This window comes from Streptomyces sp. NPDC048002, assembly GCF_040653275.1.
Classification (GTDB): Bacteria; Actinomycetota; Actinomycetes; order Streptomycetales; family Streptomycetaceae; genus Streptomyces.
Window position 1 is genome coordinate 91,601 of sequence record NZ_JBEZNL010000016.1, and the last position, 17,711, is coordinate 109,311.

19 protein-coding genes are annotated in these 17,711 nt (G+C 73.6%); 9 read left to right on the forward strand and 10 right to left on the reverse strand.

The features are described from left to right. Positions 1-82: 82 nt before the first annotated feature. Positions 83-718: a hypothetical protein gene (locus AB0E07_RS20900; RefSeq protein WP_362253953.1), complete on the reverse strand. Its 636-nt coding sequence runs from the start codon at positions 716-718 to the stop codon at positions 83-85. Positions 719-898: 180 nt separating this feature from the next. Here AB0E07_RS20900 and sulP point away from each other — a divergent pair, with 180 nt between their 5' ends. The 4 genes from sulP to AB0E07_RS20920 all read left to right on the forward strand — a co-directional run bounded on the left by sulP (position 899) and on the right by AB0E07_RS20920 (position 4,774). Continuing rightward, positions 899-2,611 carry a sulfate permease gene (gene sulP, locus AB0E07_RS20905; protein WP_362253956.1) on the forward strand — a complete coding sequence of 571 codons (1,713 nt, stop codon included), beginning with the start codon at positions 899-901 and terminating at the stop codon, positions 2,609-2,611. A gap of 116 nt (positions 2,612-2,727) precedes the next feature. Then, positions 2,728-3,192: a cyclic nucleotide-binding domain-containing protein gene (locus tag AB0E07_RS20910; protein WP_362253958.1), complete on the forward strand. Its 465-nt coding sequence runs from the start codon at positions 2,728-2,730 to the stop codon at positions 3,190-3,192. Between the two features lie 37 nt (positions 3,193-3,229). Beyond that, on the forward strand, positions 3,230-3,910 hold the full coding sequence (locus tag AB0E07_RS20915; RefSeq protein ID WP_362253961.1) for a CBS domain-containing protein: 681 nt from the start codon (positions 3,230-3,232) through the stop codon (positions 3,908-3,910). Between the two features lie 156 nt (positions 3,911-4,066). Beyond that, positions 4,067-4,774, forward strand: a complete 708-nt coding sequence (locus AB0E07_RS20920) for a response regulator transcription factor (RefSeq protein ID WP_362253964.1) — start codon at positions 4,067-4,069, stop codon at positions 4,772-4,774. 15 nt (positions 4,775-4,789) lie between these two features. Here the strand turns inward: AB0E07_RS20920 and AB0E07_RS20925 are convergent, their stop codons facing one another. The 4 genes from AB0E07_RS20925 to AB0E07_RS20940 are packed head-to-tail and all read right to left on the reverse strand — an operon-like array spanning position 4,790 to position 9,646. Next, positions 4,790-5,671, reverse strand: a complete 882-nt coding sequence (locus AB0E07_RS20925; protein WP_362253967.1) for a universal stress protein — start codon at positions 5,669-5,671, stop codon at positions 4,790-4,792. After that, positions 5,668-8,055: a glycosyl hydrolase family 65 protein gene (locus tag AB0E07_RS20930; protein WP_362253970.1), complete on the reverse strand. Its 2,388-nt coding sequence runs from the start codon at positions 8,053-8,055 to the stop codon at positions 5,668-5,670. Before AB0E07_RS20930 ends, AB0E07_RS20925 begins: the two co-directional genes overlap by 4 nt. Then, on the reverse strand, positions 8,052-8,792 hold the full coding sequence (locus AB0E07_RS20935) for a beta-phosphoglucomutase family hydrolase (RefSeq protein WP_362253973.1): 741 nt from the start codon (positions 8,790-8,792) through the stop codon (positions 8,052-8,054). Before AB0E07_RS20935 ends, AB0E07_RS20930 begins: the two co-directional genes overlap by 4 nt. Before the next feature lie 2 nt (positions 8,793-8,794). Continuing rightward, complete coding sequence (locus AB0E07_RS20940) at positions 8,795-9,646, reverse strand: universal stress protein (protein ID WP_362253975.1); 852 nt, start codon at positions 9,644-9,646, stop codon at positions 8,795-8,797. Between the two features lie 225 nt (positions 9,647-9,871). Between AB0E07_RS20940 and AB0E07_RS20945 the strand changes: the two genes are divergently transcribed. Both AB0E07_RS20945 and AB0E07_RS20950 read left to right on the forward strand, forming a co-directional pair. Continuing rightward, positions 9,872-10,528, forward strand: a complete 657-nt coding sequence (locus AB0E07_RS20945; protein WP_362253980.1) for a DUF4389 domain-containing protein — start codon at positions 9,872-9,874, stop codon at positions 10,526-10,528. Positions 10,529-10,658: 130 nt separating this feature from the next. After that, the gene (locus AB0E07_RS20950) at positions 10,659-10,841 is read left to right on the forward strand and encodes a hypothetical protein (RefSeq protein WP_362253984.1); all 183 of its coding nucleotides are present in this window, start codon (positions 10,659-10,661) and stop codon (positions 10,839-10,841) included. Between the two features lie 24 nt (positions 10,842-10,865). On the opposite strand, the gene AB0E07_RS20955 is transcribed toward AB0E07_RS20950, so the two are convergent. Both AB0E07_RS20955 and AB0E07_RS20960 read right to left on the reverse strand, forming a co-directional pair. After that, complete coding sequence (locus tag AB0E07_RS20955; protein ID WP_362253987.1) at positions 10,866-11,018, reverse strand: hypothetical protein; 153 nt, start codon at positions 11,016-11,018, stop codon at positions 10,866-10,868. Between the two features lie 144 nt (positions 11,019-11,162). After that, a complete protein-coding gene (locus AB0E07_RS20960; protein WP_362253990.1) occupies positions 11,163-11,585 on the reverse strand; it encodes an Hsp20/alpha crystallin family protein in 423 nt (140 codons plus the stop codon). A 180-nt stretch (positions 11,586-11,765) separates the two neighbouring features. Between AB0E07_RS20960 and AB0E07_RS20965 the strand changes: the two genes are divergently transcribed. Next, positions 11,766-12,653 (forward strand): universal stress protein, encoded by an 888-nt coding sequence (locus AB0E07_RS20965; RefSeq protein WP_362253993.1) that lies wholly within the window; start codon positions 11,766-11,768, stop codon positions 12,651-12,653. Between the two features lie 201 nt (positions 12,654-12,854). Here the strand turns inward: AB0E07_RS20965 and AB0E07_RS20970 are convergent, their stop codons facing one another. Together AB0E07_RS20970 and gap are read right to left on the reverse strand one after the other, a co-directional pair. Further along, positions 12,855-14,585, reverse strand: coding sequence for a GAF domain-containing sensor histidine kinase (locus AB0E07_RS20970; protein WP_362253996.1), 1,731 nt, complete (start codon positions 14,583-14,585; stop codon positions 12,855-12,857). Between the two features lie 94 nt (positions 14,586-14,679). Further along, positions 14,680-15,708, reverse strand: coding sequence for a type I glyceraldehyde-3-phosphate dehydrogenase (gap, locus tag AB0E07_RS20975; RefSeq protein ID WP_362253999.1), 1,029 nt, complete (start codon positions 15,706-15,708; stop codon positions 14,680-14,682). Between the two features lie 209 nt (positions 15,709-15,917). Here gap and AB0E07_RS20980 point away from each other — a divergent pair, with 209 nt between their 5' ends. Both AB0E07_RS20980 and AB0E07_RS20985 read left to right on the forward strand, forming a co-directional pair. Beyond that, positions 15,918-16,283 carry a hypothetical protein gene (locus tag AB0E07_RS20980; RefSeq protein WP_362254002.1) on the forward strand — a complete coding sequence of 122 codons (366 nt, stop codon included), beginning with the start codon at positions 15,918-15,920 and terminating at the stop codon, positions 16,281-16,283. Between the two features lie 136 nt (positions 16,284-16,419). Next, positions 16,420-16,866, forward strand: a complete 447-nt coding sequence (locus AB0E07_RS20985; protein WP_362254005.1) for a pyridoxamine 5'-phosphate oxidase family protein — start codon at positions 16,420-16,422, stop codon at positions 16,864-16,866. 16 nt (positions 16,867-16,882) lie between these two features. Here AB0E07_RS20985 and AB0E07_RS20990 read toward each other — a convergent pair whose 3' ends face one another. After that, positions 16,883-17,701, reverse strand: coding sequence for a universal stress protein (locus AB0E07_RS20990; RefSeq protein WP_362254008.1), 819 nt, complete (start codon positions 17,699-17,701; stop codon positions 16,883-16,885). Positions 17,702-17,711 lie beyond the last annotated feature (10 nt).

A 17,711-nucleotide genomic window follows, 5' to 3' on the forward strand; every position in this document is an offset into this window, starting at 1 on the left:
AGCAGGGGCCGCAGGTCCCCGGCGGGGACCGACCGGCCCACCGGGCGGGCCCCGGGGCGGGGCCCGCCGGGCGGCGGCGCGGTCAGCGCAGCCAGGGGTTGCGGCTGACGAAGGGGATGCGGGCCCAGGCCTTCCCGAGGCCCCAGACGGCGCCGGCGCCGGTGGCCGCGAGGGCGATCAGGACGAGGGCGTAGACGAGGTGGTAGTCGGCGAAGGGGTTCGTCGACATGCTGGCCGTGCCGTCCGAGAGGTGCTTGGCCGGCGGCCATTCGGCGATCCACATGAGGGCCATCAGGGCGCTTCCGGCGACGGCGGCGAGGCGCAGGCCGACACCCGCGACCAGTGCCACGCCGACGCCGAGCAGCCCCAGCATGAACAGCCAGTCCGCCCAGGCGTCGCCGGCCCAGGCGTGGAACGTGGACTCCATCGGGCCGACGGCGACATGGCTCAGGAATCCCTGGGTCGGCGATCCGCCGTCGATCCAGCCGTTGCCGGAGGGAGTGGCGTAGCCGAAGCCGAAGGTCTTGTCGAGGAAGGCCCACAGGAAGACGAACCCGGTCAGCAGCCGCAGTGACGCCAGCGCGTAGGCGGCCGTGCCCGTGGTGGTGACGGCGGCGGCGGCGTCCCGCTCGGTGCCGGCGGTGGACGCCGTACGGTTCCTGCGGAGCACGGGCAGATGGAACCCGCGGCTCCGGTGAGGGTGCTCGTGCACGGCCATGGTCTGGTCCCTTCACGTGGATTCGTTGTGCTGACATGGACACTGTCGCGGCAGGGCCGGGGCGGCGCCGGGTGCCGAAGGTCGGCCGGTACTGGGCTGAACGGCCCCTCCGGCGGGCCCTGTCGGACCGCGACGGGCGCGGGAGACGGGATGCTGGGATCGGCAGGCGAAAGGAGGCCCATGTCCCACGGCTCGGCGGGAGAGAAGTCCGGCGGGTGGCGGCGCCCGGCCCCGGGGCTCGCCGCGCTGGGCGGTTACCGACGCGGTTGGCTGCGCGGGGATCTGACCGCCGGTCTGACGGTCTCGGCGTATCTGGTGCCGCAGGTGATGGCGTACGCGGGTGTGGCCGGGCTGTCCCCGGTCACCGGTCTGTGGGCGATCCTTCCCGCGCTGGGCCTCTACGCGGTGCTCGGCTCCTCCCGACTGCTCTCGGTCGGTCCCGAGTCCACGACGGCGCTGATGACGGCGACCGTGGTGGCTCCGCTGGCCGGGGCGGAACCGGGCCGCTACGCCGTGCTGGCCGCCACCCTCGCGCTCACGGTGGGTCTGCTGTGTCTGGCCGCCCGTGCGCTGCGCCTGGGCTTTGTCGCCGACCTGCTGTCCCGCCCGGTCCTGATCGGCTATCTGGCGGGCGTGGCGGCGATCATGATCGTGGACCAGTTGCCGAGGCTGGCCGGAGTGGAGTCCTCCGGTTCGGGGTTCTTCCCGCAACTGTGGTCGTTTCTGGCCGGCTTGGCGGACCTGGACGTGGCGACCACGGTGTTCTCCGCGGTCGTGCTGGCCCTGCTGTTCGCGGTGGCGCGGCTGTGGCCCGCCGTTCCCGGGCCCCTGCTGGCGGTGGTGCTGAGTACCGCGGCGGTGGCGGCGTTCGCGCTCGACGAGCGGTACGGCGTGCGGGTCGTGGGCGAAGTCCCGGCGGGGCTGCCCTCGTTCGGTGCCCCCGACCTGACCGAGATGGCGCGTCTGGTGCTGCCGGCGCTCGGCGTCCTGCTCGTCGCGTACACGGACTTCATCCTCACCGCCCGTGCCTTCGCCGGCCAGGAGGAGGCCGGACGGCTCGACGCCGACCAGGAGTTCCTGGCGCTCGGAGCCTGCAACGTCGGCGCCGGCCTGCTTCAGGGCTTCCCGGTGAGCAGCAGCGCCAGCCGCACCGCGCTCGCCTCCGCGGCCGGTGCCCGCAGTCAGATGTACTCCCTGGTCGCGGGAGTGGTGGTGCTCGCGGTGCTGCTGTTCCTCGATCCGCTGCTGGAGCGGATGCCGGACGCCGTGCTGGGCGCTCTCGTGGTCTACGCGGCGGTCCGGATGGTCGACCTGTCGGGATTCGCCCGGCTGGCCTCCTTCCGGCGCCGCGAACTGCTGCTGGCCCTCGGGTGCCTGGCCGGCGTGCTCGCCCTGGACCTGCTGTACGGCGTCCTGGTGGCCGTCGGCCTGTCGGTCGCGGAGCTGCTCGCCCGCGTGGCCCGGCCGCACGACGCGGTCGAGGGGCTGGTGCCGGGTGTGGCCGGCATGCACGATGTGGACGACTACCCGCAGGCCCGGACCGTTCCGGGGCTGCTCGTCTACCGCTACGACTCCCCGCTCTTCTTCGCCAACGCCCAGGACTTCCGCCGCCGCGCCCTCGCGGCGGTCGACGAACAGACCGGCCCGGTCCGGTGGTTCGTGCTGAACACGGAGGCCAACGTGGAGGTCGACATCACCGCCCTGGACGCGGTCGACGAGGTGCGCCGCGAACTGGAGCGGCGGGGCGTCGTCTTCGCGCTGGCCCGGGTCAAGCAGGATCTGCTGGCCGATCTGGAGGCCTACGGGCTGGTGGACGCGGTGGGACGGGAGCTGGTGTTCCCCACGCTGCCCACGGCCGTGGCGGCGTACCGCCGCTGGGACCGCGAGCACTGAGGAAGCGGCCGCGCGCCGAAGGACCCGGCGACAGGGCCGGGTGGCCCATGGTCCCGGCCGCTGCACGAGCCCACGCTGGAGGTGGTAATTCCGGTATGCCCGAGTGGAGGCCCGCCATGAACGCTCCCGTCGCCACCAGCCTGCCGAGGGCCCTGCCCCCCGAGCACCGGGAACGACTGATGGCGGTCGCCCGCGAGGTGTCCTTCCCGGCCGGGACGCGGCTGTTCGAGGAGGGCGGTCACGCCGAACGCTTCTGGATCGTGCGGACCGGCACGGTCGAACTCGACATGCGCGTACCCGGCCATCAGCCGGCCGTCATCGAGTCCCTGGGCCACAACGAGCTGATCGGGTGGTCCTGGCTGTTCGCCCCGCACGTCTGGCATCTGGGCGCCGAAGCGGCGACACCGCTGCGCGCCTACGAGTTCGACGCGGGCGCCGTCCGGGAGATGTGCCGGAACGACCCGGAGTTCGGCCGCACCGTCGCCCACTGGGTGGGCGAGGTCGTGGCCCATCGCCTCCTGGCCGCCCGGACCCGGCTGCTGGACCTGTACGCCCCCTACGGCAGCGGGGAACGGCGCTGAGAGCCGTCCCGCGCCGCAGACGGACCGAGGAGTCGTCGTGCCCCCAGCCCCTCACCTCGTCAGCGATGTGATGACCCGCGATGTCGCCGTCGCGCACCGTGACGCCGCCTTCAAGGACGTCGTGCGCACCCTGCACGAACGGAAGGTGAGCGCCCTGCCCGTGGTGGACGCCCTGCGCCATGTGCTCGGGATCGTCTCCGAGGCCGATCTGCTCCCCAAGGAGGAGTTCCGCGACAGTGACCCCGACCGCGGCACCCAACTGCGCCGTCTGGCCGACCTGGCCAAGGCCGGTTCGGTGACCGCGGGCGAGCTGATGACCTCACCCGTCGTCACCGTCCGGTCGGACGCGACGCTCGCGCAGGCCGCCCGCGCCATGGCCAGGGCCCGGGTCAAGCGGCTCCCCGTCGTCGACGACACGGACCGGCTGGAAGGCGTGGTCAGCCGCTCCGACCTGCTGAAGGTCTTCCTGCGGGAGGACGAGGACATCGTCGAGGAGGTCCGCCGCGAGGTCGTGCGGCGTCTCTTCCCCGCCACGGACCCGGCCGTGCGCGTCACGGTCCACGACGGAGTCGTACGGGTCTCCGGCCAGGTCCGGGACACGTCCCTGGTCCCGGTGGCGGCACGGCTGATCCGGGCGGTCGGGGGCGTTGTGGACGTCCGGTTCGAACTGGACGGGCACGGTCCGCGGGTCCGCCCGGAGGACACCGCGGACGCTTAGAACTCCGAACAAGAGTGGGGTCCGCCGGCCGGGCCTCACTTTTGTCCGTAGCTCTTAGGGCCGGTCGGCCCTGGTGGCTTCGGCCCCGGCAGGTGACGATCGTCGTACGGACGGGCCGGCGCGGCCCCTCCACCGCCCGGGGACGAAGGGGTCGAGATGACCGAGCCACGCACCTTCTCAGCGCAGGACCCGATCCGGGTCTTCCTGCTCGACGATCACGAGGTGGTCCGGCGCGGCCTGTCCGACCTGCTGGAGGCCGAGCCCGACATCTCCGTGGTCGGCGACGCCGAGAACGTCGAGCACGCCCTGGTCCGGGCCCCGGCCGTGCGGCCGCACGTGGCCGTGCTGGACGTACGGCTGCCCGACGGCGACGGCATCACCGTCTGCCGCGAGCTGCGCGACCGGATGCCGGAGCTGGCCGTGCTGATGCTCACCTCCTTCGACGACGAGGACGCCCTGCTGGACGCGATCATGGCCGGGGCGTCCGGTTACGTCCTGAAGCAGATCCGCGGCTCCGACCTGGTCTCGGCGGTGCGTACGGTCGCCACCGGCCAGTCGATGCTGGACCCGGCGACGACGGCCCGGCTGATGCGGTCCCTGCGCACCGAGCCCGCGGCGGAACCGGCCGAGGCTCCCGAGCTGGCCGGCCTGTCACCGCGGGAGCGGGAGATCCTCGCGCTCATCGGCGACGGGCTCACCAACCGGGAGATCGGCAAACGGCTGTACCTGTCGGAGAAGACCGTCAAGAACCACATCTCCCGGCTGCTGGCCAAGCTGGGCGTGCAGCGCCGGGTGCAGGCGGCCGTCCTGGCGACCCACCTGGAGCAGCCGCACGCCCCGGAGCGGCGGGGCGTGGGCCACTGACGAGCGGGCCCCGGCCTACTCCTCGTCGAGGCGCACCACGGCCACCGGGGACCGCGCGTGGTGCAGGACCGCCTGGCTGACCGAGCCGAGCAGGAGTCCGCCGAAGCCGCCGTGACCGCGCGCGCCGATCACGACGAGGGCGGCCTCGGCGCTGGCCTCGATCAGCGTGTGCCGGATCCGGCCCCGCACCAGCCTGCCGGTCACCTCCACGTCCGGGTACCTCTCGCGCAGGCCGCCGAGCGCCTCCGCGAGCACGCGTTCCTCCTCGTCGCGCAGCCGGCCCTCGTCGTAGGTGACGAAGGGCGGGTCGCCCGGGGACTCGTAGACGCGTTCGGTACGGGTGTTCCAGACGTGCAGCGCCAGCAGGCCGCTGCCGTGCAGCGAGGCGTGCGCGAAGGCGAACTCGACGGCCGCGGCGGACCGGGGCGATCCGTCCACGGCCAGCAGGACCGGCCCGGACGGATCGGGTCTGCCGCCCACGACCAGGACGGGGCAGCGGCCGTGCGCGGCCAGGTGCGAGGCCGTGGACCCGAGCAGCAGAGCGCCGAAGCGGCTCAGGCCCCGGCTGCCGACGACCGCGAGGGACGCCGTCCGCGACTCCAGCTCCAGCACCGTCACCGGCTCCCCCAGCACGACCTCGCGTGCGATCTCCACCTGGGGCGCGACCGCGTGCGCCGCCGCCTGGGCCTCGCCGAGGGTGTCGTCGACGAGGTCGCGCACGCCCGCGTTCGCCGGATTCCAGGGCGCCCTCCGGGGCGGCACGTGCGACGAGGGCCAGCCGAAGGCGTGCACGAGCCGCAGTCCGACACCGCGCAGCGCGGCCTCCCCGGCCGCGACCCGCACCGCGTTCCTGCTCGACTCCGATCCGTCCACTCCGACCACCACGGGACCGCTCATCGCGCCGCTCCCTTCTCCGGGCCCAGTTCCAGCCGCACGGTCTCCCCCGGCTCGACGAGGACGGTACGGCCGGGCAGCCGCACCTCGATCGGCGACACGTCTGAGGAGGGCACGGCGAAGTCCAGCAGGCCCCGCTCCAGCCGCACCTGCACCCCCCAGTTGCCCCGGTAGCGCAGGGCGAACCCGTACGAGGACAGCTCCGGCAGGGGCACCGGGTCCAGCCACAGCGCCCCCTCCCGCGTCTCCAGGCCGGTCAGACCGCGCTGCACCAGATCGAGGGTGCCGGCCATGGCCCCGAGGTGGATGCCCTCGCCGGTGGTACCGCCCTGCACGTCCGCGATGTCGCCCTGGAGCGCCTCCTGGCAGAACCACCACGCCTCCGCGCGCCGGGCGCGGGCCAGCACCCAGCCGTGGACCAGGCCGCTGAGGGTCGAGCCGTGGCTGGTGCGGTGCATGTAGTGGTCGACGGTACGGTGCCAGATCTCGTCGTCGAGGGGCACGCTCAGCCGCTCGAAGAGCCGTCGCAGTTCCGCCGGTCCGAACAGGTAGCCGAGCATCAGGACGTCGGCCTGCTTGGACGCCCGGTAGCGGTTGACGGTGTCGCCCTCCGCCTCCAGGATCCGGTCCAGCCGGCGGATGTCGCCGTAGCGGCGCCGGTAGTCCTCCCAGGGGAGTTCGGCGAGTTCGCCGTAGCCCTCGAACTGGCTGATGACGCCCTGGTGGAAGGGCACGTGGAGGGTCCGGGAGACCTCCTCCCACCGCTCCAGCTCACTCGTGTCCAGGCCCGTGCGCTCGGCCAGTTCCCGGCGTCTGGGTTCCGGCAGGGCGTCGATCAGCTCCCGGGCGCGCAGCAGCACCCAGGCGGCGGTGACGTTGGTGTACGCGTTGTCGTCGAGGCCGGGTTCGCCCGCCCCGGGGTAGGCGTCGTGGTACTCGTCGGGACCGACGACGCCCTTGATCCTGTGCCGCCGCAGACCGTCATCCCATGCGGCGGCGTCCGCCCAGAAGCGGGCGATGTGCAGCAGCATCTCGGCGCCCTTGGTGTGCAGGAACTCCATGTCCCCGCTGGCCTCGCAGTACTGCCAGACGTTGTAGGCGATGGCCGAGCCGACGTGGTACTGCAGGTGCGAGTGGTCGGGCAGCCAGCGTCCCGAGCGCGGGTTGAGGTGCAGCTGCTGGGTCTCCTCGCGGCCGTCGCTGCCGCTCTGCCACGGGTAGAGGGCACCTTTGCGCCCGGCGGCGAGGGCGGCGGAGCGGGCCCGTTCCAGACGGCGGTGCCGGTAGCGCAGCAGGGCCCGGGAGACCTCGGGGAAGTGGAGGTTGAGGAAGGGCAGCACGAACAGCTCGTCCCAGAAGACATGCCCCCGGTACGCCTCGCCGTGCAGGCCGCGGGCGGGGACTCCGACGTCGAGGTCGGCGGTGTGCGGGGAGAGCGTCTGGAGCACGTGGAAGAGGTGCAGGCGCAGGATGCGGCCGGACTCCCCCTCGACGTCCAGGGCGGCCCTGCGCCACAGCTGCGCCCAGGCCGTGAAGTGCGAGGCGAGCAGTGCGTCGAAGCCGGGGGCGCGGGCGACCCGGCTGACGGCCGCGTGCAGCGGGTCGCTGATCGCCGGGTCGTGCGAGGTGTGCAGGGCCACGGTCTTGTCGACGGTGAACGTGCGGCCCTCGGTCAGCGGCAGGACGGTGTGCTGGGTGGTGCGGGGGTTCTTGTTGCGGGCGGTGACGGGCGCGTCGGAGGTGAGGCGGGCGGCCATGCCGATCCGGATGTCGGAGGTGCGGGTGCGGCAGCGCAGCCAGACGGTGTCGGGGGTGGCGATGCCCGCGTGCGCGTGGACGAGGTGGTGGCCGTCGAGGTCGCGGTAGCGCGGCACTCCGGAGTTGGTGACGCCGCCGTCCAGCGACGCCTCCACCTCCAGGTCGCCGGAGAAGCCCTCGGCGGTGAACTCGGTGCGCAGGGCGGCCAGGTGCGGGTCTCCCATGTGCACGATGCGCTGCTGCCGCACTCCGAGGATCCGGCCTTCGCCGAGGTCGTAGCGGGTGTGCCGGTCCAGCACCCCGGTGTCCAGGAGCAGCTCGGTGCGGTGCTCCAGCAGGGCCGCGGTGTCGGGGGTGAGCCAGGAACCGCCGCTGAGGCGGAAGCGCAGGTGCAGCCAGTTCGGCAGGTTGACCATGTCCTCGTTCTCGACCTGCCGCCCGGCCACGTCGGAGGTGAGCCGGTTGTAGCAGCCTGCGACGTACGTACCGGGGTAGTGGACGTCGTCGGCGGTGCACTCGGGGAGCGCGCCGCGGGTGGCGAAGTAGCCGTTGCCGAGCGTGCACAGGGACTCGCGCAGCCGCTGGTCGGCGGGGTCGTAACCCTCGTACTCCCAGGTCCAGGCCGTCACCGCGCCTCCTCGCCGATCAGTTCCGCCAGGTCCCGGACGACGAGATCGGCGCCGTGCTCCCGCAGCCGCTCGGCGGAGCCCTCGGCGGCGGTCCGGTCCACGCCCACGACCAGGGCGAACCCTCCGGCGCGGCCGGCCTCCACCCCGGCCAGGGCGTCCTCGACGACGGCGCTGTCCGCGGCGGGCACGCCGAGCCGGTCGGCCGCGGTGAGGAACAGGTCCGGCTCCGGTTTGCCGGGCAGGCCCAGCCGGGCCGCCTCACCGCCGTCGACGAGGACGTCGAACAGGTCCCGCACCCCGGCCCGGGTGAGCAGTTCCCCGGCGTGGCGGGAGGCCGAGGCCGCCGCGACCGGCAGCCGCGCGGCACGCAGCGCGCGGACCAGGCGCACGGTGCCCGGGTAGGCGTCCACGCCCCCCTCGCGGAGCCTGCGGGTGAACGACTCCTCCTTGTCGGCGGCGACCTCATGGGCCGCTCCGTCCTCGGGGTCGATGCCGCGGGAGGCCAGGAAGGCGGCGGCGCCGTCGAGCCGCGATCTGCCGTCGACGTAGCGCAGGTAGTCGTCCCGTGCGTCGAACGGCCGCCGCTGCCCGGGGTCGGCGGGCGGCCGGACGAGCAGGAAGGCGTCGAACGCCTCCTTCCAGGCCGCCGCGTGCACCCGGGCGGAGTCGGTGATCACTCCGTCGGTGTCGAAAACGACGGCTCGGACGGCGCTCAGCGCGGGGGTGAGGTGGTCCATGGTCACTCCGGCTGGGGCACGACGGCGACGGGACAGGCGGCGTGGCGCAGCAAGGTGTGGGCGACGCGGCCGAGCTGAAGGCCGGGCTGCCCCGACCGCTGTCTCGCGCCGACGACCACGAGGTCGGCCGCGGCGGTCCGCCTCAGCAGCACCCTGGCAGCCGGTCCTTCCGGCGTCGCGGGGCGGACCCTGACCCGCGGACGGTGGGCGATCGGCTCGCGCAGGGCGGCGTCGAGCAGCAGGGACGCACGGCGCGCGGCGCTGTCGCCGTCCGTGGGCCTCCGGGGACTGCGCCAGGTCCGTACGGCGTCCAGGACGGCTCCGCGGGCCTCGGCCTCGCGGAAGGCGAACCGGGCCGCCTCGCCGGCGGTCCCCGGGTCCGCGACACCGAGCAGGACGCGTTCGTGCGTGCCGGCGAGCCCGGCCTTGTCGCCGCGGACCACGATCACCGGGCCCCGGGCCCGGCCCGCGACGGTCAGCGAGACCGTCCCGAGGAGCAGTTCGGTGAGCCGGCCCCGGCCGCGTGAGCCGGTCACCACGGCGAAGGCACGCCGGGTCTCGGCCAGCAGCGCGTGTGCCGCCTCGTCGGGGATCACCTCGGTGGAAACCGCCACTCCTGGTTCCCGGCGGCGGGCCCGCTCCGCCGCGGCGGCCAAGACGTCCTGCGCGGCCGTCTCCTCGGACGGGGGCTCGTCCGGCTCGTCGGGCGGCACCGCGCCCTCGTACCGCTCCCACAGCGACGCGTACACCAGGCGCAGCGCCCGTCCGTGCCGTACCGCCTCCCCCGCGGCCCAGTCGACCGCGCGGAGGCTGCCGGGCGAACCGTCGACCCCCACGACCAGGGGCAGCCGCATGGCCCCACCGCCTTCCGTCGGTCCGCGGCCTGAAGCGCGGCGCTGCCTCCACCGTCGCACGGGTCACCGGGAGACCGCAGGGGGTGGATCGGCCGGTGGTGGAGGACGTTCGGCCCAAGCGGCGGTCCGCGCGCCGGACGGAAGCTGTAGCCGGGTGGGCGGTCGCCGCGTCGGCCGGTCGGGCCGTGCCGCACCCGCCTGCCCGGACCCGGAAGGGAGCGATCCATGGCTACGGAAGCAAGGACCCCGGTCCAGCCCGCCCGGCTGTCGGCCGTCCTCGACGCACCGTTGTCCCGCTGGCTGTGGCTGGTGAAGTGGCTTCTCGCCCTGCCCCACCTGGTCGTCCTGGTCTTCCTCTGGCTGGCGTTCGTCCTGGTGAGCGTGGTGGCGTTCTTCGCGATCCTGTTCACGGAGCGTTACCCCCGCGCCCTCTTCGACTTCAACGTGGGCGTACTGCGCTGGAGTTGGCGGGTGGGCTACTACGCGTACGGGGCTCTGGGCACCGACCGCTATCCGCCGTTCACACTCGCCGAGGTCCCGGACTATCCGACCCACTTCGACGTCGTGTACCCCGAACGGCTGTCGAGGGGCCTGGTCCTGGTCAAGTGGTGGCTGCTGGCCGTTCCGCAGTACCTCGTCGTGGCCGTCCTGGAGGGCGGTTCCCGTGTGGCCTGGTTCTCGGGCGGGCTCATCGGGCTGCTCACCCTCTTCGCGGGCGTCGCCCTGGCCGCGACCGGGAGCTATCCGCGGGGCATCTTCGACCTCGTCGTCGGCCTGAACCGGTGGGTGCTGCGCGTGGCCGCGTACGCGGCGCTCCTCACCGACGTCTACCCGCCGTTCCGTCTGGACCAGGGCGGCTCCGAACCGGGTACGCCGTCGTGATCACCGCGTTCCCCTTCGCACACGGGTTGCTCCATCCGGCCGTCCGGCGCACGCGGCGATCACCGCAGCGGTGGCCCATCCCTCGCTCCGCGCGGCGGTGGACGCGCCCGCGATGACGTAGAGCATCGCGGTGACCGAGGCCAGGCCGATGGCGGCCCGTCCGACGGCCCGGGGCTGGGGCATACTCGCCGCGGCAGGCGCCCAGGAACGGCGAGGAGGCGCCTGGTTCAACCCCTGGCTGACGGTGGGCGCGCTGCTCGACGTGGGGGTCCTCGCCGCGGTCCTGACGGGCCGGCCCGGATCGATGTACTGAGCCGGGCTTCGGCCCGAAGGTGGCTCAGCGATGCGAGGGCGCCCGGTGCGACCGGCGGACCCACCGTCGCAGGACCGGCCCGTCGAGGAGGGCGACCAGGGCGACGGTCACCGCCACCGCCACGCACAGCAGGAGCGCGAACCGCTCCCAGAACTCGGGGGTGAGACTCGTACCCATGATCCGCTCCTCTCCGGTCGGTGTCGTTCTCGCTCCCTCACAGCACACTCCTTCACGGGCCGGGACGCATGAGCCGGATCTCCCGGAAGGCAGGAAGGTCCGGCTCTGGTGGTTCCGTCGCGGCCGTGTTCCGCGTCCGGGCGGTCAACCGTGCCGTACGGGGATGGTCCTGGTGTCCGTCCTCGGCTCCGGCACCGGCACCGTGATGGTCAGCACTCCGTCCTTGTAGTCCGCGCTCGCCTCGTCGTACGTGGCACCGGCGGGCAGCCTGACGGACCGCGTGAACGTGCCGTAGCGGAACTCCGTGCGGTGCTTCTCCTCGACCTGTTCCGTGCGCTCGGCGCGCAGCGTCAGGGTGCCTTCGGTGACGGTGATCTCGACGCCCTTCTCGGGGTCGACGCCCGGCAGTTCGGCCCGCAGCACGTACTGTCCCTCCGCGAGCCGCTCCTCGATGCGGATGCCGTGCGTCCCGGGGGCGGTGTGGGCCGCGGGGAACCCGCTCTCGACCCACCCGAACAGGTCCGGGAACGCCGGCCATCCCGGCAGTCGCTCGATCATGCCGCTCATGTCAGCCTCCTCCTCGTTCTCTCCGCTTCCAGGGTCACGCCCGGCGTCCCCGGCACGCCTGGGCCGACCGGCCCGTGAAGGACCCGACCGGCCCCTGCCGGAGCGGATCCGGACCGGGACACGCTGAAGGCGTCGGCCCGCGCGCCCCGGCGTGGGCACGGTCCGGGGGAGGTGACGGTCATGCAGCACCCCGTGGTCGTGGGAGTGGACGGTTCACCTGAGAGCCTCGCCGCCGCGGACTGGGCGGCGCGGGAGGCCCTTCGCCGTGGACTTCCACTGCGGTTGGTGCACGCCTGGGAGGGCGGCTCCGCGCTCCGTTCCGACCTGCCGGAGCTGGCGGCACCGCGCTACTGGGCCCGGGACATCCTGCGTGGCGCGACGGACCGGCTGACCGAGCGCTTCCCTCGGGTGCGCCTGAGCACCGAGCAGATCGCCCGGCCGGCTCCCGAGGCGCTCTGCGCGGCGGGAGCCGAGTCCGCACTGCTGGTTCTCGGGAGCCGCGCCTTCAGTGGCCTCGGTGGCTTCCTGGCCGGTTCCGTGGCGCTGGCGACGGTGGCGCACGTGACGCGACCGGTGGTACTGGTACGGGCCGGCCGAACCGGGGAGGACGAGCACGAGCCGGACGACGCCTCCCGGGCGTCGCCGCACACGCCGTACCCGGTCGTCGTGGGAGTGGACCCGGCGCACGGGTGCGACGACCTGCTCGCGTTCGCCTTCGAAAGCGCCGCCCTGCGGGCCGCCGCGCTGCGGGTGGTGCACGTCCGGAGCCTGCCGTACGCGCCGTCCGTACGGGAGGCGGGGGCACGCCACGAGGGGCGACGCTCCACCGAAGCGGCCCTGGCCGGGGTGCTCGCGCCGTGGCGGGAGACGTACCCCGCCGTACGGGTGACGGCCGTCGTGGAGGAGGGACGTCCCGCTCAGCGACTGCTCGACCGCGCCCAGGACGCCGGTCTGCTCGTCGTCGGCCGCAGACTCCGGCCGGCCGGCATCGGCGCGCACACCGGGCCGGTCGCGCACGCCGTGCTGCACCACGCCCCCTGCCCGGTCGCGGTCGTACCTCACGGGTGAGGGGACGGTGACGGTTACCAGTGCGGCATCAGGCAACGTTTGCCCGTCAAGGAGCGGCGTCCGGTGCGTGCTCTCGGCGTGCCGTTTGCGAGCCCTCGTACTGGACGTACTTGGGCTTGTGCCCGGTGCGGCGAGTGGGGGTGCCCCCTCTGGGGGAGCGTGCCGGGCGTCGCGACGGGGCGAACGTTGCCTGACGCGGCACTAGCGCGGCGACGCGGGCACCGGGACCCGCCACCGGAGCCGGGTGCCTCCGTCCTGCGGGGTGCTCAACTCCATCTCGCCGCCGAGTTGTTCGGCGCGCTCGGCCATGTTCCGCAGGCCGCTGCGCCGGCCCCCCGGAGTGATGCCCACGCCGTTGTCGGTCACCGTCAGCCGCACGTCGTGGCCGTCGGTCTCCAGGGCGACCTCGGCGCGCCCCGCGCGGGCGTGCCGGGCGACGTTGGTCAGCGCCTCGGAGAGCACCGCCACCACATGTTCGGCGATCTCCCGGGGCACGTCCGTGTCGATCAGGCCCTCCATCCTCACACTGGGCGCGAAGCCCAGCACTTGGGCGGCTTCACCGGCCACCCGGACCACGCGTGCGCGCAGCCCGGTTCCGGCGCCGTCCTCGCGGGCCCGCAGTCCGAAGATCGTCGACCTGATGATCTTGATGGTCTCGTCCAGGTCGTCCACGGCCCGTGCCACCCGGTCCCCGGCCTCGGGGTGATCGATGAAACGGCCCGCGCTCTGCAGGGTCATGCCTGTCGCGAACAGCCGCTGGATCGCGAGGTCGTGCAGGTCCCTGGCGATCCGGTCGCGGTCCTTGAGGACGGCGATCTCCTCGGCGTCGCGCCGCCGCTCGGCCAGTTCCATGGCGATCGCCGCCTGGGCGGCGAAGCCCTGCAACGGCTCGGTCTCCTTCGCGGAGAACACCGTGCTGCCCGCCTCGCGGACCAGCAGGACGACACCGCGCACCCCCTCGCCCGTGCCGATGGGCACGGCGACGGCCGAGCCGAGACCGGTGAGCCGGGGTTCGGCGTCGGGCACCCGGTCGTCGCGGGTGACATCGGCGCTGGCGACGGGAGCCGCCGTGGCGAAGGCGCGGCCGATGAGGCTCTCGTCCACGGGCAGCACGAGTCCGCGGTGGTCCTCGGCCCCCGCGCCCACCGCCAGTTCGACGCGGAGCGCGTCGGTCTCCTCCACCGGCATCGCGACCACCGCGAGAACGGCTCCGGAGATGTCCTTGGCGCGCTGCGCGATCAGCCCGAGCACCTCACCGCGCTCGGCGCCCGACATCAGGCTGTGGGTGATCTCGGCATTGGCCCGGAGCCACCGCTCGCGCAGCCGGGACTCCTCGTACAGCCGCGCGTTGTCGATGGCGACGCCCGCCGCGACGGCGAGCGTCGACAGGACCGACTCGTCCTCCTCGTCGAACTGCGCGCCGCCGGCCTTCTCCGTCAGGTAGAGATTGCCGAACACCTGATCGCGCACCCGGATCGGGACGCCGAGGAAGGTGTTCATCGGGGGGTGGTGGGGCGGGAAGCCGTACGAGGAGGGGTGACCGGAGAGCTTCGCCAGCCGCAACGGCTCGGGGTGGCGGATCAGTTCGCCCAGGATGCCGTGGCCCTCCGGGAAGGGGCCGATCCGGGAGATCTGCTCGTCGCTGACCCCGACCGTGTGAAAGGCCGAAAGTCGCTTGCCGTCGGACCCGATCACGCCGAGCGCGGCGTACTGCGCGTCGACGAGCACCGCCGCGGCCTCGACGATGCTGTGCAGGGCCTGCTCCAGATCGAGTTCCCGGCCGACGGAGAGCACCGCCTCCAGCAGGCTGTGCACCCGGTCCCGGGTGCCCCGGGCCGCGTCCAGCCGGGCCTGCAGCTCCTCCAGCAACTCGTCCAGCCTCAGTTGCGGCAGACGGACGCGGGCCTGGCCGGCCTGCTCCTGGCTTCCCACAGTTCCTCCACATCCCCTCGGCGTGCCGCCGACCAGTGCGGTCAAGGGCCACGGTAGCGGCCCGAGGGGGGTTGTGGCTCGGGATCGGGCCAGGTCAGCCACGCGGGAGTCGAGCGGCGACGTACTCGGTCAGGTCGAGCAGGCGGTTGGTGTAGCCCCACTCATTGTCGTACCAGCCGAAGATCTTCACCAGATCTCCGTGTGCCTGGGTGAGCGGCGCGTCCAGCACGCAGGAGGCCGGGTCACCGACGATGTCCCGGGAGACGATCGGGGCGTCGGACACCCGCAGGATCCCCTTGAGCGGTCCGGCGGCGGCCTCCCGGAAGGCGTCGTTCACCTCGTCGGCCGTGACGGTGCGCTCCAGGATCACGGCGAGGTCGGTCAGGGAGCCGTCCTCCACGGGGACGCGTACGGCGATGCCGTCCAGGGTGCCGGACAGTTCCGGCAGGACGAGACCGACCGCGCGGGCGGCCCCGGTGGAGGTGGGGATGATGTTGACAGCGGCGCTGCGGCCCCGGCGGAGGTCCTTGTGCGGTCCGTCGAGGACGATCTGGTCGTTGGTGTAGCCGTGGATGGTGGTCATCAGTCCCTTGACGAGGCCGAAGTTCTCGTCCAGGACCTTGACCATGGGGGCCACGCAGTTGGTGGTGCAGGAGGCGTTGGAGACGACGTGGTCGCGCACGGGGTCGTAGCTGCTCTCGTTGACCCCCATCACCACGGTGGCGTCGACGCCCTTGCCGGGCACCGACAGCAGCACCTTGCGCGCACCCGCCTTGAGGTGCGCCCCGGCCTGTTCCCGGGTGCGGAAGCGGCCGGTGGACTCGATGACGACGTCGACGCCCAGGTCGGCCCAGGCCAGGGCGGCCGGGTCGCGCTCCGCCGAGACGGCCACGCGGTGCCCGTCCACGGTGATCGACGCCCCGTCGTGCCCGACGGCACGGCCGAGACGGCCGTAGGTCGAGTCGTACGTCAGCAGATGGGCCAGTGTCGCCGGCGAGGTGACGTCGTTGACCGCCACGATCTCGACCGGCGTGCCGGCGGCGCGCTCCGCGCGCTCCAGCACACAGCGCAGGTAGTTGCGTCCGATGCGGCCGAAGCCGTTGATGCCCACGCGTACGACCATGTCCGTCGCCCTCCCAGAATCCGACCGGTGGTGTCCGGTGCACCGTCAGCCTGCTGCGCGGGCACCGGCCGCGGCAGGGGCCGGACGGGGTCGGACCCGGGACCGGACAGGACCACGGGCCCCGGCCCCGGGGGCCGGTCGGCCCTGGGCGAGGCTCTCCGGCCACAGGAAGCTGGAGCCCGCAGCGACGACGAGAAGGAGTGGGGCCGATGACTGCCGAGAGCACGGGGATCCGGGTGCGCGCGACGGGCGAGGTGGACGACGAGGCACTGGCCTATGTGCGGGCCAAGGTCGAGGCGGCCCTGGACCGTCCGGGCGGTCCGGCGGCCGTCGGTGAGGTCCGGGTGACCAAGGCCGCGGCCGACCGCGTCGAGCGGCCCTGGTCGGCGTCCGCCGAGATCCGGCTGGGCGACGAACATCTGCTCCTGCACGCGCGGGAGGCGACCGCGCACGAGCTGGCCGACCGGCTGCGTGACCGGCTGCGCGTCCGGGCCGACCGGGCGGCGCACCGGGCCGACACGGCGCGCAGGTCGGCGACGCCTCCTCCCTGGCGGGGCGGTCCGGCCGCCGGCTGAGCCGCACGACGAGGGACCGCCGGACACCGGTCGGGGCCGAACGGCCCTAGCCGGTAGGGCGTCCCGCCGGTTCGAATGATCAGATCGAACCTTTCCGCGCCGAGGGTTGCCTCCTTCACCCGTACGGAAGCCCGCCATGTCACACGACAACGGCCGCCAGGCGGTCACCTGCCCACGCCGAAGCGTCGTGCTCGACGACGCCGAGGCACTGAGGCTGCTCGGCAGCGTGTCCCTGGGACGCGTCGTCTTCACCCGGCACGCGCTGCCGACGATCCGTCCGGTCAACCACGTCATGGACGGCGGGGACATCGTCATCCGCACCCACGACGGCGCGGCCCTGACCTCACGGGCCGGACTGGCACAGTCCCCCGGCGTCGTCGTGGCCTACGAGGCGGACGCCATCGACCAGACCACCCACCTGGGCTGGAGCGTGGTCGTCACCGGATACGCCCGACTGGTCACCGACCAGGACGAGTTGGCGCGCCTCGCGACGATCCTCCGTCCGTGGTCCCCGCACACCATGGACTACGCGGTCCGCATCCGCCCGGACATGGTCACCGGGGTCCGGCTCACGGCGGCCTGACCCCGGCACCTGCTCGTCAGGGCGTGGGCACCAGCAGCACGGGACAGTGGGAGCGGCGCAGCAGGGTGTGCGCGACGGGTCCGAGGCGGCCGTGGTGGTGCCGGGCGCCGATGACGACCACGGAGCTGTCACGCGTGGCCGCGAGCAGGGTGCGCCCCGGTCCCGTGCGGAGGGTGCGGGCCTCGACCGGCACGCCCGGGTGCCGGTCGCGGAGCCCGGCGAGGCTGAACCGCGGCACGGCGTCCTCCGACCGGCCGGTCGTCGCGTTCGCCCGCTGCCCGGGGCTGGTCGCCGGGATCAGGGAGGGCAGCTCGGGAGCGAGGAAGCGGTGCGCCCAGCAGTGCGCCACCTCCAGCCCCACGCCACGTCGCTCCGCCTCCTCGAAGGCGTGGGCGGCCGGTGCGGCGTCGGAGTCGCCCGCCAGGCCGAGCAGGACCGCGCGTGAGGCGTCGCACCGGTGGTCTCCGCGGACGACCAGGAGTGGACCGCGGAGCTGCGCGGCCAGCCCCAGGCCCACCGATCGGGCCAGCACACCCGAGACCGTGCCGAGGCCGCGGGAGCCCACCACCGTGAGCACGGCCCCCCGGCTCTCCCCCACCAGGCCGGCCACGGCACCGCCGACGGCCGTCCTGGACTCCACCCGGAGTTCCGGATGACATGCGTGGACACGGGTCACGGCGGCCCCGAGGACCGGTCCGGCCTCGTCCCGGTCGCGCACGGCGTACACGATCCGCAGCACGGCCTCACGCCGTGCCGCCTCCTGCGCCGCCCGGTCGAGCGCGCGTACGGCAGCCAGGGAACCGTCCACACCCACGACGACGTACGGTGAAGTCATGGCCCCTCTC